At 43.5% G+C, this 16,939-nt stretch carries 13 protein-coding genes and 1 pseudogene; 9 read left to right on the forward strand and 5 right to left on the reverse strand.

The annotated features are described in order from the left end of the window. Together QZY09_RS24385 and QZY09_RS24390 are read left to right on the forward strand one after the other, a co-directional pair. Positions 1 to 1,919, forward strand: a 1,919-nt coding sequence (locus QZY09_RS24385; protein ID WP_295677256.1) for an alpha-amylase family glycosyl hydrolase, incomplete at its 5' end; no start/stop codon positions are given. A 230-nt stretch (positions 1,920 to 2,149) separates the two neighbouring features. Further along, positions 2,150 to 4,561, forward strand: a complete 2,412-nt coding sequence (locus QZY09_RS24390; protein ID WP_295677258.1) for a beta-L-arabinofuranosidase domain-containing protein — start codon at positions 2,150 to 2,152, stop codon at positions 4,559 to 4,561. 103 nt (positions 4,562 to 4,664) lie between these two features. On the opposite strand, the gene QZY09_RS24395 is transcribed toward QZY09_RS24390, so the two are convergent. Further along, on the reverse strand, positions 4,665 to 6,425 hold the full coding sequence (locus QZY09_RS24395; protein WP_295677262.1) for a DUF885 family protein: 1,761 nt from the start codon (positions 6,423 to 6,425) through the stop codon (positions 4,665 to 4,667). A 222-nt stretch (positions 6,426 to 6,647) separates the two neighbouring features. Here QZY09_RS24395 and QZY09_RS24400 point away from each other — a divergent pair, with 222 nt between their 5' ends. Further along, positions 6,648 to 7,025 (forward strand): chorismate mutase, encoded by a 378-nt coding sequence (locus QZY09_RS24400; RefSeq protein ID WP_295677264.1) that lies wholly within the window; start codon positions 6,648 to 6,650, stop codon positions 7,023 to 7,025. 6 nt (positions 7,026 to 7,031) lie between these two features. Here QZY09_RS24400 and QZY09_RS24405 read toward each other — a convergent pair whose 3' ends face one another. Then, positions 7,032 to 7,475, reverse strand: a complete 444-nt coding sequence (locus QZY09_RS24405; protein ID WP_295677266.1) for a hypothetical protein — start codon at positions 7,473 to 7,475, stop codon at positions 7,032 to 7,034. Between the two features lie 165 nt (positions 7,476 to 7,640). Here QZY09_RS24405 and QZY09_RS24410 point away from each other — a divergent pair, with 165 nt between their 5' ends. The 4 genes from QZY09_RS24410 to QZY09_RS24425 all read left to right on the forward strand — a co-directional run bounded on the left by QZY09_RS24410 (position 7,641) and on the right by QZY09_RS24425 (position 12,157). Then, positions 7,641 to 9,071, forward strand: coding sequence for an arabinose isomerase (locus QZY09_RS24410; protein ID WP_295677268.1), 1,431 nt, complete (start codon positions 7,641 to 7,643; stop codon positions 9,069 to 9,071). Positions 9,072 to 9,137: 66 nt separating this feature from the next. Next, complete coding sequence (locus tag QZY09_RS24415) at positions 9,138 to 10,604, forward strand: glycosyl hydrolase family 39 (protein ID WP_295677271.1); 1,467 nt, start codon at positions 9,138 to 9,140, stop codon at positions 10,602 to 10,604. 86 nt (positions 10,605 to 10,690) lie between these two features. Next, on the forward strand, positions 10,691 to 11,626 hold the full coding sequence (locus tag QZY09_RS24420; RefSeq protein WP_295677273.1) for a Nif3-like dinuclear metal center hexameric protein: 936 nt from the start codon (positions 10,691 to 10,693) through the stop codon (positions 11,624 to 11,626). A gap of 69 nt (positions 11,627 to 11,695) precedes the next feature. Further along, on the forward strand, positions 11,696 to 12,157 hold the full coding sequence (locus QZY09_RS24425) for a hypothetical protein (RefSeq protein WP_295677276.1): 462 nt from the start codon (positions 11,696 to 11,698) through the stop codon (positions 12,155 to 12,157). Between the two features lie 90 nt (positions 12,158 to 12,247). Here the strand turns inward: QZY09_RS24425 and QZY09_RS24430 are convergent, their stop codons facing one another. Continuing rightward, on the reverse strand, positions 12,248 to 13,798 hold the full coding sequence (locus QZY09_RS24430; protein WP_295677279.1) for a hypothetical protein: 1,551 nt from the start codon (positions 13,796 to 13,798) through the stop codon (positions 12,248 to 12,250). 1 nt (position 13,799) lies between these two features. Beyond that, positions 13,800 to 14,666: an ABC transporter ATP-binding protein gene (locus QZY09_RS24435; RefSeq protein ID WP_295677282.1), complete on the reverse strand. Its 867-nt coding sequence runs from the start codon at positions 14,664 to 14,666 to the stop codon at positions 13,800 to 13,802. A gap of 183 nt (positions 14,667 to 14,849) precedes the next feature. Between QZY09_RS24435 and QZY09_RS24440 the strand changes: the two genes are divergently transcribed. After that, the gene (locus QZY09_RS24440) at positions 14,850 to 15,635 is read left to right on the forward strand and encodes a glycoside hydrolase family 16 protein (RefSeq protein WP_295677285.1); all 786 of its coding nucleotides are present in this window, start codon (positions 14,850 to 14,852) and stop codon (positions 15,633 to 15,635) included. Positions 15,636 to 15,830: 195 nt separating this feature from the next. Here the strand turns inward: QZY09_RS24440 and QZY09_RS24445 are convergent, their stop codons facing one another. Continuing rightward, positions 15,831 to 15,968 carry a hypothetical protein gene (locus tag QZY09_RS24445; RefSeq protein ID WP_295677288.1) on the reverse strand — a complete coding sequence of 46 codons (138 nt, stop codon included), beginning with the start codon at positions 15,966 to 15,968 and terminating at the stop codon, positions 15,831 to 15,833. Positions 15,969 to 16,261: 293 nt separating this feature from the next. Between QZY09_RS24445 and QZY09_RS24450 the strand changes: the two are divergent. After that, positions 16,262 to 16,939 (forward strand): annotated as a pseudogene (locus QZY09_RS24450) (hypothetical protein); the annotation flags it as partial.

The following is a 16,939-nucleotide window of genomic DNA, read 5'->3' on the forward strand; positions in this document are numbered from 1 at the left end:
ATATGAACATCAGGAATTTGTACTTATTACTCATCGGTTTATTATTGATCAGTATTACCTCTTGCAAAAAATCTCCTTCTAACAACAATACCGGGAACGTTACCGGAACTCAGGGGGTCGACCCTCCTGCAAATGCCAAAGATGGTGTAACCTTTATTAATTCAGGCAAATCGGTTATTTTTAACTTATATGCGCCCAAGAAAACCAGCGTAGGGGTTATTGGCGAATTTAACAGCTGGCAGCCAACAGCAATGAAAAATTCAGTTGATGGTACCCGTTGGTGGGTTCAGGTTGATAACCTTGATCCAACCAAAGAATATGCCTACCAGTATTTAATCGATGGTAATTTAAAAGTGGCAGACCCGTATACAGAAAAAGTTCTTGATCCCAATAACGACCAATACGTAAATACACCGTCACATACGGTATACCCTAACTTAAAAGCATACCCGGCAGGGGCAAGCGGTATTGTAAGTACTTTTTGGGCCAACCAGCCTGTTTATACCTGGCTAAATACTACCTTTAAACGCCCTGATCCTAAAAACCTGGTTATTTACGAAGCACTGGTACGCGATTTTGTTGCCACACATGATTATAAAACAATAAAGGATACGCTCAGTTATATCGCCAATTTAGGTGTAAATGCGATTGAACTGATGCCGGTGAGCGAGTTTGAAGGGAATGATTCCTGGGGATATAACCCGAACTTTTACTTTGCTCCGGATAAATATTATGGTACTAAAAACGATTTAAAAGCATTGATAGACGCCTGCCATGCAAAAGGTATCGCGGTGATCCAGGATATCGTTTTAAATCACTCGTTTGGGTCGTCGCCAATGGTGCAGATGTACTGGAATGGCACAGCGCCTACGGCGGATAACCCCTGGTATAATGCCGTGGCTACCCACCCGTATAATGTTGGTTTCCAGTTTAATCACGAAAGTGTGGCAACCAAGTATTTTGTAAAAAATGTTTTAAAATGGTGGATGCAGGAGTATCATATTGATGGTTTTAGATTTGACCTTGCCAAAGGTTTTACCCAATTCAACTCAGGTAGCGATGTTGGCCTTTGGGGCCAGTACGATGCCAGCAGGGTAGCCATCTGGAAAGATTATAACAGCTATATGATGTCAATCGATCCTAAATTCTATGTCATTCTTGAAGATTTTGCCAGCAACCAGGAAGAAAATGAATTGGCGAATGTTGGGATGATGACCTGGGGCAACATGAGCACTAATGGCGAGCAGGCATTAATGAGTTATAACGACAGCGGCGGCTCGTGGGATTTAACCGGGTTGTTTTATAATTCGTATAGTTTCACTAACCCTTTTGCTTTGGTTTCCTATTTTGAGAGTCATGATGAAGAACGGCTGCAATTTAAAAATGGCGCCTATGGTAATGTTAATGGATCGTATAGTATAAAAGACCTGGCGACCGGCCTTAAAAGAGATGAAATGGGCGCCGTGTTTATGTTCTCGTCACCTGGCCCCAAAATGCTTTGGCAGTTTGGCGAACGTGGTTATGATGTCAGCATTAACGATGCTGGCACAGGCGGCCGGTTAGGTGATAAGCCAGCACACTGGGAGTATATGGCCGACCCAAACCGCCATCATTTATACCAGGTTTATTCGCGCATGATCAGGATGAAGGTTAAAAACCAGGTATTTACAACCACAACGTTCACTTATAATTTGGCCGGTTCTGTTAAGTTTATCCAGCTATTGGATCCTACCAATAATGTTGAAGTAGTGGGGAATTTTGATGTGGTAGCAGAGCCCGTTGCGCTAAGCTTTCCTTCAACAGGTACCTGGTACGACAATTTTTCGGGTACATCCATTAATGTAACCTCGCTGCCATTTAATATGACGCTGGCACCAGGCGAATATCATGTTTACAGTAACACGCCATTAACCTATTAATACACTATTTTAACCAAATTGAAAGCCTGTAGCACTCACAAGTGTTACAGGCTTTTTTGTAAATATTTAATAATAAGTATTTTATGTGCCTGTTTTTTCAGTCAGAGTGATCGGTTCGGAAAAAACATCGTTTTCCCCTTAACACAATAATTCCGATCATAATATTGTTTATTTATCTTAGCTACCCAACAGGAGATTCAAATTTTTGATAGTCTATAGGGGAAGATTATATGATGATGGCTAAAATTTCATTCAGGATTATTTGCGGGGCAGTATTGTTCCTTGCTTTTTTCGATAACAACATTTTTGCCCAGCAAAAAGATTACCCTATACAACCTGTGCCGTTTACACAGGTGCATGTGAACGATAGCTTCTGGGAGCCCAAAATGGAGGTAAATGCCAACATTACCATCCCTTATGTACTCGCGCAATGTAAAGCAAACGGCAGGGTCGATAATTTTTTACGTGCCGCCAAATTGCTGAGCGGAGACCAGCTGAGTGAATTCCCTTTTGATGATACTGATATTTATAAAGTGATTGAAGGCGCATCCTACGCCATGGAGGTGAAAAATAACCCCACGCTGGATAAGTATATTGATACCTTAATCGGCATTATCGGAGCGGCGCAGGAAAAGGATGGCTACCTGTACACCTTCCGCACGGTAAATACTAAAAAACCTCATGAATGGATCGGCAAACAACGCTGGGAAAACGAAGAGATTTTAAGTCATGAATTGTATGATGCAGGCCACCTGTACGAAGCTGCTGTTGCCCATTACCAGGCTACCGGTAAAAAAACATTACTCAATATCGCCCTAAAAAATGCCGACTTGCTGGTGCGCACCTTTGGTTATGGTAAAGAAGAAATATACCCCGGCCACCAGATTGTGGAGATTGGGCTTGTAAAACTATATCGGGTTACCGGCAATAAACAATACCTCGACCTGGCTAAATTCTTCCTTGATGTTCGCGGGCCTAAAGGGGATGCCTATAACCAGGCCGATAAAAAAGTAGTTGACCAGCACGATGCCGAAGGACATGCTGTTCGTGCCGCATACATGTATACAGGTATGGCCGATGTAGCTGCCTTAACCGGCAACCAGCAATACCTTCATGCTATAGACGATATCTGGAATGATGTGGTTGGTAAAAAACTGTACATCACCGGCGGCATTGGCGCTACCGGCAACGGCGAGGCTTTTGGCGATGCTTATGATCTGCCCAATATGTCGGCCTATGCCGAAACCTGCGCTGCCATTGCCAACGTGTACTGGAATAGCCGTATGTTTTTACTGCATGGCGACTCAAAATATGTGGATGTGCTGGAGCGTACGCTTTATAATGGTTTGTTATCCGGCGTATCCTTAACCGGCAACCGGTTCTTTTATCCAAACCCCTTGGCATCCGTGGGGCAGCACCAGCGCAGCGCCTGGTTTAGCTGTGCCTGCTGTATCTCCAATATGACGCGCTTTTTGCCTTCGGTACCGGGCTATGTTTATGCGCATGATAAAAATGACTTGTATGTGAACCTGTTTATGAGCAATAGCAGCGATATTACGCTTGATGCAGGCAGGGTCAACATCATCCAAACCACTAATTACCCCTGGAATGGTAAGGTAGATTTGACGGTAAACCCTGAAAAAAGCACCAGTTTTACGCTGCGCGTCCGGATTCCCGGCTGGGCCATTGCCAAACCTGTACCGGGTGATCTGTACACCTTTATGGATACCAAAGCCGAGCCGGTTACCATCAGCATAAATGGTAAAGCGGTGACTTATCAAACCGAAAAAGGCTACGCAGTGTTAAACCGCACCTGGAAAAAAGGTGATAAATTGACCATGGACCTGCCCATGGAAACGCAAAAAGTAATTGCCAACAAGCAGGTAAAAGCCGACCGCGACCGCTTTGTGTTTGAACGCGGCCCCATTGTATATTGCCTTGAAGGCCCGGATAACCGCGACAGCACCGTACAAAACATCACCGTTGATAAAATGGCGGTAAGCAATGCTTTATACAGGCCAAACCTGCTGAACGGGGTTGAAGTGATCACCGCCAAAGGGATGGGCAGCAAGCGTCGCATCAACTCTGATGCGCTTTTAGAAACCAACGAGGATGTTACCGCTATCCCATACTATGCCTGGGCAAACCGCGGGTCTGGCGAGATGACGGTTTGGATTCCTTACGAAGCATCGGCATCTATCCCAAAACCTGCGCCAACCATTGCCAGTACCAGCAAGGTATCAGGATCGGTAAGCAGCAAACGGATGCTAAAGGCGCTGAACGACCAGTATGACCCCGAAAACTCCAACGACCATAACATGCCCTACCTGCACTGGTGGCCAAAAAATAACAGTACTGAATATGTGCAATATGACTTTGATACCCTGCATACCGTATCGCAATCAAAAGTTTACTGGTACGATGATGGCCCCTGGGGCGGCTGCCGTATCCCGGTATCCTACAAAGTTTATTATAAAAAGGATGGCAATTGGGTACCTGTAAAAAACACCACCCCATACGATATCGCTAAAGACAAATACAATATCCTTGAGTTTGAGCCTGTACAAACCACAGCCTTAAAGCTCGAGTTGCAGTTACCAGCAGATAACTCATCAGGGATACATGAGTGGGCGGTGAAGTAAAAAGAATAAAAAAATTGGGGTGTCACCCTGAGCTTGTCGAAGGGCGTGCGCAAAGGCCTTAGCCCACCAGTGCTTCGACTGGGCTCAGCATGACAACGCTCTTTTACTTCCCAAAATCATAAAACCGCCATTTGGTTACAAAATCGCGCTCCAGTTTTTGGTTGATGAGGGTGGCGCGTACCATTTCAATAGGCATGGTGTTTTCTTTGATAATGGCATCGTGGAATTGCTTATAGGTCATTTTGCCGCTGTCAACAAGTTCATGTTTTAGGGCCATCAGTTGTAAGCCGCCGGTAAGGTAGGCCACCTGGTAAAGCGGACTATAATCGCCCTTAAACGACCTGCGCACTTCGCCTTCGGCATTGGCACGTTCGTGGCCAACACGGTCGACCAAAAAGTCGATACACTGCTGCGGCGTCCAGTTGCCCAGGTGATAGTTTAAGCTGAAGATAATGCGTGCGCAACGGTGCTTGCGCCAAAACAGCATCCCGATGCGTTGTTCAGGCGTTTGGGCGAAGCCCTGCTGGTATAGCAGCAGTTCCCAGTACAGGCTCCACCCCTCAATCCAAAACGGCGTATAAAAAGCCTGCCGGTACGATTTATAGCGGCTGTTCATAAAATATTGCAGGTTATGCCCCGGCAAAAGCTCATGCTGAACGGTGCCACGCGAAAAATAGGGGTTGTTGCCCCGCATGCTCATCAGCTTATCCTCCTCGTTCATGGTATTGGTAGGGTAGCTGATCATAATTTGCGAGCCGCCTAAAAAGAAGGGGTTCACCAGCTGCGCCTCGGGGGTCAGCATGGTCATGCCCCAGGTTTCTTCGGCAAGGGGCGGTATGGTGATCAGGTCACGTTCTTTAATAAAACTCAGCGCGTCATTATACAGTTTCAGGATCTCTTCGGGCTGTTTCCCTGCCGGCACATAGCTATTTTTTACTTTCTCCAGCGCTTTATGCCAGTCGTTGCCGAAGCCCATTTCATTGGAGGCCTTTAGCATTTCTGCATCGCAATAAGCAAACTCTTTATTAGCCAGCTTGATCAGTTCTTCGGGCGTATAAGGGATCATTTCGGCCTGTAACTCCCTGATCAGCTCATCACGGCCAACGGGTACACCTTTAATGCCGCTGCTATCGGGCTTTTGGGTGGTGTTGATCTTGCCCTTGTTGTAGATCAGCGTAGCATAAACATTTAAGGCCGAGTCGAGGTTTTTATAGGGTTTAGGCACCCACCAGGTAAAGTTTGGGTCGTAACCAATATAAAAATCATAAAAGCTTTTCAGGCGACTGCGCAGGCCAAGCACGGTTGCTTTCCCTTTACGGGCAAGCGGCATATCGATAGATGAAATGGATGCAAACGAAGCCTTCGAAGTGTTTACGGCCTTTAAAATATTGTTCAGTTGCAGCGCAACTTCCTGCCCGTCGAGCGAGATGCCACGGCGGCGTTTCTTTTCCAGCAGGTAAATATCATCAGCAAAGGGGATGTAGGCGGTTATCTGGTTGTATTCGGTTTCGTCCTTCTTTAATGAGCCCAGGTCGTACACAATCTCTTTCTTAAGCAGGGTATAATCTACCTTGCCATAAATACTCATGCTGTCAAAATCCAGTTGTTTTAGTTTTTCAAGGTAGCTGTCGCCGATCTCGATCAGCCGTTTACGCTCATCGGGCGAGGTTTGTACCGATTGATCTTCGTAACCGTCGATCTTTGTATAGGGCGAATAAAAATCCCTGATGGCATTTACATCCTGCCCGTATTGAATTACCAGTCCCGAAGTCTCGCTGCTTTGTTCGTACATAGCGGCGGTACCGGCTGTGGTTTGTGCTGTTGTTTGGTTTGATATGAATACCTGATATACTAAAGTAACCATAATCAATCTGAAACAATATTTTAATTTTTTGGGTGATGACATAGGAACCGGTATTTTAAGGTAATTAAAGCGAAATATAGGATTAATTAAACAGGGATAAAAATAGGGGATACGCTAGCCATTTTTAACTGTAAATTGACAGGTTATGGCAGATTTTTAACCGGATGCATCGCCAGTAAAGATTTAATGCGCTAAATTTAGGGCCTTGAACAGTTATACTCTATGAAAAATGCGTTTTTTAAAGCCGCTATTTTGGCGATTGGGATCTGTATAATCAGCATTGGCGCTGTACATGCACAAACCAGCCCCGTTAATACCCAACAGGACCTTGCCGCCAGTCGCCATAAAATTGATTCGCTGGATGACCAGCTGATGAAAGTTTTAGGAGAGCGGGAACGGATAGTTAAGGAGATCGGCATCTACAAAGCAAAAAACCATATTCCGCCATTGCAGGCCGCCAGGTTTAAACAGGTGCTTGATAAGGGTATTGCCGCCGGTAACAGGGAGGGCTTATCAAGTGAATTCGTGACCGAACTATTAAATGCCATCCATAAAGAAAGTTTAAGGATTGAGGGTGATAGCACTTCGATGAAACATTGATCAAATCTAAGTTAACCGATCCAAATAAACCACTATTAGCGTGATCACCGTGATTGAATGCAGTACAATATGATTAGCATCCGGCGTTCTTTTGCCGGGTTTATGGGCGATTAGTTTTGTGGTGCGGCCAAAAAGCCTTTCATAATCAAAATTAACCTTAGATGAGGCAAACTTCGCTGACAGGTAAGGCAGCCACCATTGAAAAAACTCGCCGCTCAGCAGGACAGGAGAATAAATAAGCGGGTAGTAGTGATGAAAGCCGGTATTGCCAAATACAAGGCATAGCGTGCCATTAGCCATTAATATGCCATTTGTACCCGCTTCAGCCAACAGCTCTTTCCGGCTGTATTGCTTCACGTCATTCCATGGAAAAAGCGGTACCCAGGTAGTCACCTGGTGATAAATGAGCAACAAAAGCGATAACACAATGGCGAAAATGTGAAGGCCCATCTATAGGATTTAAATAGCGTCAGGTAAATATACTAAAAACCATATTTCTGTGGTGAAGAAATCTTGCCATCCGGTTTTTAAAATCCGTATATTTTCCCAATAATTACTGTATTATTAATTGGGTTGAATATCCACCCGAAACCTATCGTTAAATAATTTAAGATAATGGAAACACCTCCTTTGAAAGTTGGTTTGTTTGGCATTGGCCTGGATGTTTATTGGGAACAATTTGCAGGGCTGGAAGACCGCCTCCGTGGCTATATCGGCGAGGTAGCCTCCGGTATCGAAAGATCGGGCGCTGCAGTTGTTAACCTCGGTTTAATTGATACAGTGGATAAAGCCTATGAAGCCGGCAGAAAGTTCAAACAGGAGGATGTGGAACTGATATTTTTATATGTTACCACCTATGCCTTATCTTCTACAGTGCTCCCGGTGATAAAAAAAGCCAAAGTGCCGGTCATCATTTTAAACCTTGCGCCCGAAGCGGCTATTGACTATGCAACTTTTAACAAACTGGATGACCTCACCAAAATGACTGGTGAGTGGCTGGCTTACTGTTCGGCCTGCCCGGTTCCTGAGATCGCCAATGTGTTCAGGCGCGCAAATATTCCATTCCATCAGGTTACCGGCGTGTTGCATAATGATCCGGCAGTCTGGCAGCAAATTGATGATTGGATAGCAGCCGCAAAAGTTGCACATGTGATGAGCTATAACCGGCTGGGGCTGATGGGCAATTATTATAACGGCATGCTGGATATCTATTCAAACCTAACGCTGCAATCAATCGTGTTTGGCGGCCATATGGAAATTATCGAAGTAGATGAACTTTCAGCCATTCGCCTAGAAGTCTCGGAGGATGAAGTAAAGGACAAACTGGAAGAATTCTCCGAAAGTTTTGAGATCATTCCGGAATGTTCAATTGATGAACTGAAACGCGCCGCACGAACTTCAGTTGCCCTGGATAAAATAGTGAAAAAATACAGCCTAGGATCGATCGCTTACTATCATAAAGGCGCGGGTAACCCGCTTAATGCAGATACGATGAGTTCGGTGATCATGGGTACTTCCCTGCTTACGTCAAACCATATTCCGGTAGCAGGGGAATATGAAGTAAAAAACGCCCAGGCGATGAAGATCATGGATAGTTTTGGCGCTGGGGGCTCATTTACTGAATATTATGCCATGGATTTTACAGATGATGTAGTGCTGATGGGGCACGATGGCCCCTGTCACCCGGCAATTGCTGAAGGCCGGATCAAAGTAAAACCATTAAAAGTATATCACGGTAAAGTTGGCAGCGGCCTATCGGTCGAAATGTCTGTTAAACACGGTCCGGTGACCTTGTTGTCTGTTGTTGAAACGGGCGATGGGAAGTTGTTTTTTTTGGTTGCCGAAGCAGCATCCGTTGCAGGGCCTATACTCGAAATTGGAAATACCAATAGCCGTTACAGGTTCCCCATTAGCGCAAAGAATTTTGTTGAGCAGTGGAACGCACACGGACCGGCGCATCATTGTGCGATAGGGGTAGGGCATATCGCATCAAAAATCATGAAGTTAGGTCAGTTGCTCGGTATAGAAACGGTTAAGGTATGCTGATGCATAGCGACCGGATGATTTAGTATAAGTTTTTTAGATTTTCATATAAACCAAAATAAATATCACATGAAAAGTTTTTCAGTTTTCACTTTATTCCTTTTTGGCCTGAACGTTTGCATGGCCCAGGGCCCCGCATTAAATGTAAAATGGGATCATACCGTAATGGTGTCCAAATCAACCCCAACATTACAAGTGGTTGGCAACCCTATGCTCCGGAGGGGCGCCTTAATGCACGATGGATCGTTCAATGCATTAAAAGACCTTGGTGCCGACTATGTAAGATATGTGCCCTGGTTTCCGTACCCAAAATTGGCGGTGGCCGACTTGGATGCACCGGCAAGTGGAAAAACTTCGTGGGATTTTAGCCTGCTAGACCCGATGACGATTGATTTTTTTGAAGCTAACAAAGGGCATTCAACCATCATGAATTTTAGTACCATACCGCAATGGATGTTTAAAACTGAAAAGCCGGTTGCTTATGCTAAAGACCCTAACCAGGTTGATTGGGACTATGGGGGCGGTACACAATTAAGGGATGCAACTATGAAAGAGCTGACTGATTACTATGTTAGGCTCATCAGCTGGTACACTAAAGGCGGCTTTACCGACGAATCGGGCAAATACCGTAAATCAGGCTACTACTACAAAATACCGTATTGGGAAATTTTTAATGAACCGGATCTTGAACATTCCAATACACCGGAAATCTATACCAAAAGATATGATGCAATGGTAATAGCTATTCGTAAAGTATCCCCAAACACCAAATTTGTTGGCTTAGCCCTTGCGTTTGAAAAACCGGAATGGTTCGAGTATTTCTTAAACCCCGCTCATCATAAACCCGGTATCCCGCTGGATATGATCTCCTACCATTGTTATGCCAATGCTAATAATTACCAAAAGTTTGATGCCTATGAGTACACTTTGTTTGACAAGGCCGACAACTTTTTAAATACCGTAAATTATATAGAAAGCATCCGCAAAAGATTATCCCCCAAAACTAAAACGGACATTGATGAATTGGGAACATTTGTGAGTGATGAAATGCGCAACCAGCCAATTTCGCAGGCCTACTGGAACCTTTCGGCAAGCGTTTATGCATATTTTTTTATAGGGTTGACAAAAGCCGGAATTGATGTAATTGGCGAATCGCAGTTGGTTGGTTTCCCTACCCAGTACCCAGACGTTAGTATGATCAATTATACGAACGGTGCGCCAAATGCCCGTTTCTGGGTTTTAAAAATGATAAAAGATAATATTAAAGCCGGGGATACGCTGGTGGAGACCAATATTGACGCTAATAACGGGGATGATTTAACAGCGCAGGCCTTTTCAAATGGGAAAAGCAAAAAAGTGCTTATCCTCAATAAAAGAAACAAAGCGATCAGTATTAAAGTACCCGCTGAATATAAGGGCGCCAAAATAAGTACCGTTGATGAAGTCTCGGGCGATAATGCACCAACCCTGTCAATCGTAAATTCAGAGACAATTGAATTGAAACCTTTTGCGGTGAGTTTGATATCGCTTAATTAATGGCTGAAGAAAAATCTTCATACATGACTGTAAATTGTTTAACTTTAAATAGTTTCCTTTCAATTAATATCTGAAACCGACCAATTATGGAACCAGGAACACAAAAAGCTGGCAGCTTTGCCGGCTACACACGCAGAAAATTCATTTATAATGTTTCTACAGCAGTTGGGGCTGGGATCGTATTGTCTTCGCCGATAATGAGCCTGGCTGCGGAACCGGTAAAGAAAGAAGAAACCTATACGGTAAAGCAGATCATGGATCTGTTTATAAAAGATGTGCCGGGCGGTGCAATGACAGAAACGGTGGATACGCTAAAGTCTGGCAGCCCTGATACCACAGTAACCGGTATTGTTACTACCATGTTTGCCACCATAGCCGTTATCCGTAATGCTATTGACCTTGGCGCGAATTTTATCATCGCCCACGAGCCTACCTTTTATAACCATGAGGATAAGACAGACTGGCTGCAGAACGATCAGGTTTACCGCTATAAGGCCAATCTTTTAAAAGAACATAACATAGCCGTTTGGCGGAACCATGATTATATTCACCGCATGGTGCCAGATGGTGTTACCATGGGTGTGCTTGATCAATTGGGATGGCAAAAATATGCCGATAAAGATTTACCAAACCTGGTTAATATGCCTTCTGAACCGTTGAAGGAGCTGATCCGCCATACAAAAGCTAAACTAAATATTGAAAAAGTACGATACATGGGCGACCCTTTGCAGAAATGCCAGCGGGTGCTGCTGTACCCCGGAGCAGTGGGCAGGGTAACTCATATTGAAGGTATAGAGAAATATAAACCTGACGTTTTGATGGTGGGCGAATTGTCTGAATGGGAAACAGCCGAGTATGTACGCGATGCCCTGGCGAAAGGCGACAACTTATCATTAGTGGTTTTGGGACATATTGCGAGTGAAGAGCCAGGTTCAGAGTTTATGCTCAAATGGCTTAAAAGGAACGTTCCGGGTGTTAAAACAACACATGTGCCAAGCGGGCATTCGCTGACTTTTATGTAGCACTAAATGATTTAAATTACCAGTTATTCAACTAAATAACCAAATACAGTATCTCACAAAAGCTTAAAAATGAAACTTAAAATCATCCCGCTCGCAATCACTGCGATCTTTTTATTCTCCTGCAACAATAACAAAAAAGCTGATGACCAATCTTTGGATATAAAAGGTACCTGGCAATTAATTACCGGTACAACCATTACCAAGGGTGTAAGCGTTGTTACTGATTATACAAAAAATCAGCAATTTTTAAAGATCCGTAACGATACCCATTTCGCTTTTTTCACACATAAATTAAATACACCAAAGGATTCAACCAATCATTTTGATGCAGGGGGCGGCGCCTACACACTGGTGGGTAATAAATATACCGAGCACCTCGATTTCTATAGCGATAAGAACTGGGAGGGCAAATCATTTGATTTTACCATCACTTTTAAAAATGATACACTGATCCAAACCGGCCAGGAAAAAGTGGAAAAGGAAAATATCAACAGAACAATTATTGAAAAGTACATAAAAGTGAAATCATAAACTCAATGTGATTTCATGAAACAGCTTCGTCAACCCTTTACAGCTTGACGAAGCTGTTTCTATTTTAAGCTATCCCGGTACAAGCTTTATTTAAACCCTGCTGATCTCCATCTTTCTCCACGTAAAACTTATAAAAGCCAACAGCATAATTAACCCGCCTATAAGGAATATGTAATTCATGCCGTGATTCATTCCCCCGAAATAATCCGTAAACGGCACCTTTTCAATATTTAGGTAAGTAAAAAGGAAAAACAATATTTCGAATAGCTTTTTCCCTCCGCTTAATATACCGATCGCAACGGCAAATAGTACAATAAATATTCCACCCATAATGATGTTGAATACAGGCAAAAATTGCATTAATAAAAGGTACCTGATCAGCAGGGGCGAAGCTAAAACCAATGAAATGATGATACCTGCCATCATTTGAGCGGGCAACAAACGGGTTAGGGGTTTGTAAGAAGCATAAGTAAAATAGTGGATGCGGTTGGTTTTCTCTTTGGTAGCCAGGTCCGACCATCGTGCAACCTGTAAAAACCAAAGACAGGGCAGGATCATTTGGTGAGCAATGACCAGAGGCGCAAGTGACAATGCTATCATGCCGCCGGTATTGATGATCCAAAGCCATCGGGGGCCTTTGCGGTAAAGCATTAATAGCTCCGTTTTTACAAATGGCATAATGCCATATGCGGGTGTAACCGGCGGCAGTTCTGAAAGCTTAATATCATGCAGTGGTTGTGCGTGTAAAGTTATTTCCAATGATCTTGATTTCTTTTTCGTTTTTACTTTTTGTTTGATATCAAACCGATGGAAGTATTTTGCGGAGATAAATATGATTAGCAATCCAAAGCCTATCCATAGCAGCCGACTCAAAATGCCTGTAATCGTCCAGTCTACCCCGTTAAAAATAAAAGAGTGAAAGTCCCTTTTGTCGCTGAAATTAAAACCCATAGATAAAGCCAGGTTGGTGCCCCGGGAGTGGCGCGCCACAGATTCCTGCATGGCATTGGTGACAGGTTTATTGCCAAAAAGATCAAATGAACCTGTGGTGCTCGCCTGTAATGATCCCATGGCACAGAAAAAGAAAAAGTAACCAACGTTCATCAATATGGTATACCTGTGTAAAAATACCTCGCCGGCTACGGCTAAAGCAGCAACAAAGCATATGGTTGGTAACGTGATGAGCAGGTATGGCAAAATCAACTGTGCCAGATCAAATGGGTATCCTGCTGATCGTATAAAAAACAGTGCTATGCTCATTACAAATACACAGCCTGTAATACTCAGCAATACCAAAAAATTGCTGCATGCCTTGGCAAAAAGGTAATTGAAATTGCTGATGGGGGTAGTCGCCACAATTTCTCCCACGCCGGTATCTATATCTTTTTTTATACCGCTGTTTACCAGATAAAAGCCAGTCATCGCCAGGAACACGCTTGTCATCATGGCGGTTACATAACCTATCCAGGCGGCATTTTGAACGCCTATGTAATTTCCGATACGCACAGTAGTATACGCCGCATTAGCGGCGGGCAAAAAGGCATAAGCAAAGTATAAGCTGATAGCAAGCGTGATCAGAAAGGTGTAACTGCGGGTACGCTGCTTATAGTCAGAAATAATGATCTTATAAAAAGCGTCCATCTTAATTATTTTTGTGAGTTAAAAAAAGGTAGGCATCCTCAAGTGAGGCAGGCGATGATTTTGACCCGCTGGCAGCATCGTTGCTGATATATCTTACCCAAACCTTATCCTTTTGCCGGCTGGTATTCACTACCAGGTTTTTTGCTTTAAAATCGCTCAATTCTGCGCTATCAAGCAAGGTTTCGAATACCTTATCTTCCACCAGTTTTATCACTTCATCCTGTGTTCCTTTGGTGATGAGCATTCCTGATTGCATAATGGCAACCTCATCCGCAATCGTTTCGATATCCGATACTATGTGCGATGATAAAATAATAATGCTGTTTTGCGCCAGGTCTGATATCAGATTTCTGAAACGCATCCGCTCCTCAGGATCGAGGCCGACAGTAGGTTCATCAAAAATTAAAACTTTTGGGTCATTAAGCAAAGCCTGTGCAATACCAATGCGCTGTTTCATCCCACCTGAATAGGTGCCTATCGGTAATTTGGCGCTCTCAATTAAGTTTACACCTTCCAGCAATGCTTCAATCCGCTTTCGCAAACCCGGGCCGCCAACACCTTTCATGGCGGCTATATATTCCAAAAACTCATAAGCATTCAAGTTTGCATAAACCCCGAAATCCTGCGGCAAGTAGCCGAGTATTTTCCGGATATAATCGGGGTCTTTTTGGATATCATGTCCATCCAATTCAATGGTGCCGTTGGTTGGCTGACTTATGGTGGCAATGATCTTCATTAAAGTTGATTTACCGGCTCCATTCGGTCCCAATAAGCCCAGGATTCCATTTTCAATGGTTAATGAATAGTCTTTCAGGCCATACTTTTCCTTGTTGTACCGTTTTGATATATTGTTTATGCTGAGTTTCATTTTAATAATTGTGATTAATGGTTAGATGCTGGATAGCCGATTAGGTTACCGACTATTTTGCAGATTGCAGGGTATGTGGCCAAAATATAGCGATTAAATACCGTTTTAAAAAAACTTCGTCGGCGCAAACTAAAATATTTATGTTTACATATTCTATTTTTACGTTACCAATTATAATTTTTCATGAAAATACTTTCTCTTACCGCCATGGCCTGCTTTTTAATAATTAACATGGCAAAAGCACAGCAAAGCACATCCAAAACTGATACTGTTTTTTTTGAAGATTTTAACGAAAACACGCTCGATCGTACAAAATGGAATGTTGAGATCACCGGCAATACCGTGAACGAGGAGCAGCAGGCTTATGTCGATTCGGCAAGTACCATTGCATTGGTAAAGGGCGCTGATGCTGATGGAGCGCTAAACGGCGCATTGTTGCTAAAAGCAGTTTACCATCCTGGTTATATCAGTAAGGAGAATAAAAAATATGATTTTTTATCAGGTAGAATAAATACCCAGCATAAAATGGAGTTTACCTATGGCACAGCCTCTGCCCGCGTGAAAATGACCGGCGGTGCAGGTTTATGGCCGGCATTTTGGGCATTAGGGAACGGTGACTGGCCCGAATGCGGCGAAATTGATATGATGGAAACCGTTGGCGATCCCTCCTGGTTCAGCAATGCCCTCCATGGGCCGAAGTATTTCGGTAACACCCCGCTTGCATACAGGTACATTTTTCCGAACGGCACAGACGTAACCCAGTGGCATGTTTACTCAGTAGACTGGTCGGCCAATAGCCTTGTTTTTAAGGTTGATGGTATTGTTACCTATTCAGTAACGCGTGCTATGGTTGAACATTACGGCCGGTATGCTTTTGATAATGCGAAATTTATCATTCTTAATTTTGCAATAGGCGGCGGTTACCCAAATGGTGTAAACAAAATTAAGGCGCCCTATTTTGGCATATAACAATCAACTGTTGATAAAATAAAAGCCGGGCAGGCGCAGGTATTGGTGGATTGGGTGCTGGTGACAAAAAAAACGAATTGATCGGTTATGAATCAAAAAAAAGCTCCTGCCTTAACAGAAGCTTTTAAACTATAAGCAATTATTCGGAAATTCACTATCAATTGTACTGTTTACAATTCAATTTTGGACTTGCTGCTAATTGTGGTCGTGGCGGTCATTGTCGCGACGGTCATTATCATGGTGCATGTGGCGCTGACGATATTCAACAGTACAGCTGGAAATAGCTGACGCGAATATCAGCAGGGCGATTAATCTTAAGAAGTGCTTTTTCATAGTAATTGATTTTATCTAAATGTATTATTGTTAAGGCAATTAAGGTGCCAAAGAACATAAAGTAAGGGTAGTGAAAAGATGCACCGATATAGCACTCCTATTTGAAGCGGTGCAGGCAACCGCAAAATGTATTATAGCGTATCTCTATTAAACCTGGCAAATTAAGATTTTGATTTTTAACGGTTAAAATAGTAATGATCGGCAGTTGGAAATGCTGATATATAAGCTATATTAGCTTTATCTTGTGCGCTAAATAAACCGTAATTTCTTTAATTCATTTACTAAAGCAGCATATGAACAGCAATAAGCGTGTTCTTAGCGTATTCATATTGGTCTTATTTTATTTTAAGGCAGGAACTGCTTTTTCTCAAACGCGCCATATTCCACATCCTGTAAATAATGCGGGCTCCTTTTTAACAGCACCTAATATCAGCTATCAAACACCGCAGACATATAAAGTAAACATAGGCATAACCGCATTAGCGCCCAAAAATACCGGCGGCGCAGTGCCACCAAACCACTACGGCCAGGTGGTCACTTTTGCAGGTACTGGCAAAGCAGGTATGGTGAATAATATCGGAACCAGTGCAAGTTTTTCGGCCCCGTTGGGTTTAGGCGCCGATGTTAACGGCAATATTTATGTGGGGGATTATAACAATAACCTGATCAGAAAAATAACAACCGCAGCCGTTGTAGCTACACTGGCAGGTTTACCGGGGAAATATGGCGCCAAAAACGGCCCGTCAACCGTTGCTACGTTTGAGTTGCCGCAGGGAGTAGCTGTTGATAAAAACGGAAATGTATATGTGGCCGATTCCTTCAACGATCTCATCAGGAAAATAACGCCGGTTGGTACCGTTTCTACCCTGGCCGGGCAGGCAAATGTTGTTGGGTACGCCAATGGTGCCAATGCCACTTTTAATTCGCCAACCGGCGTGGCGGTGGATAACGCAGGCAATGTTTATGTTGCA

This window comes from uncultured Mucilaginibacter sp. (assembly GCF_903913935.1).
In the GTDB taxonomy this organism is placed as follows: domain Bacteria; phylum Bacteroidota; class Bacteroidia; order Sphingobacteriales; family Sphingobacteriaceae; genus Mucilaginibacter.

Excerpts from the sequence above, each read along its gene's own strand:
- QZY09_RS24445 (WP_295677288.1), bottom strand. The coding sequence starts at position 15,968 with ATGAAAAAGCACTTCTTAAGATTAATCGCCCTGCTGATATTCGCGTCA.
- QZY09_RS24405 (WP_295677266.1), bottom strand. The coding sequence starts at position 7,475 with ATGGGCCTTCACATTTTCGCCATTGTGTTATCGCTTTTGTTGCTCATT.
- QZY09_RS24435 (WP_295677282.1), bottom strand. The coding sequence starts at position 14,666 with ATGAAACTCAGCATAAACAATATATCAAAACGGTACAACAAGGAAAAG.
- QZY09_RS24410 (WP_295677268.1), top strand. The coding sequence starts at position 7,641 with ATGGAAACACCTCCTTTGAAAGTTGGTTTGTTTGGCATTGGCCTGGAT.
- QZY09_RS24420 (WP_295677273.1), top strand. The coding sequence starts at position 10,691 with ATGGAACCAGGAACACAAAAAGCTGGCAGCTTTGCCGGCTACACACGC.
- QZY09_RS24400 (WP_295677264.1), top strand. The coding sequence starts at position 6,648 with ATGAAAAATGCGTTTTTTAAAGCCGCTATTTTGGCGATTGGGATCTGT.
- QZY09_RS24440 (WP_295677285.1), top strand. The coding sequence starts at position 14,850 with ATGAAAATACTTTCTCTTACCGCCATGGCCTGCTTTTTAATAATTAAC.
- QZY09_RS24415 (WP_295677271.1), top strand. The coding sequence starts at position 9,138 with ATGAAAAGTTTTTCAGTTTTCACTTTATTCCTTTTTGGCCTGAACGTT.
- QZY09_RS24390 (WP_295677258.1), top strand. The coding sequence starts at position 2,150 with ATGATGATGGCTAAAATTTCATTCAGGATTATTTGCGGGGCAGTATTG.
- QZY09_RS24430 (WP_295677279.1), bottom strand. The coding sequence starts at position 13,798 with ATGGACGCTTTTTATAAGATCATTATTTCTGACTATAAGCAGCGTACC.
- QZY09_RS24395 (WP_295677262.1), bottom strand. The coding sequence starts at position 6,425 with ATGGTTACTTTAGTATATCAGGTATTCATATCAAACCAAACAACAGCA.
- QZY09_RS24425 (WP_295677276.1), top strand. The coding sequence starts at position 11,696 with ATGAAACTTAAAATCATCCCGCTCGCAATCACTGCGATCTTTTTATTC.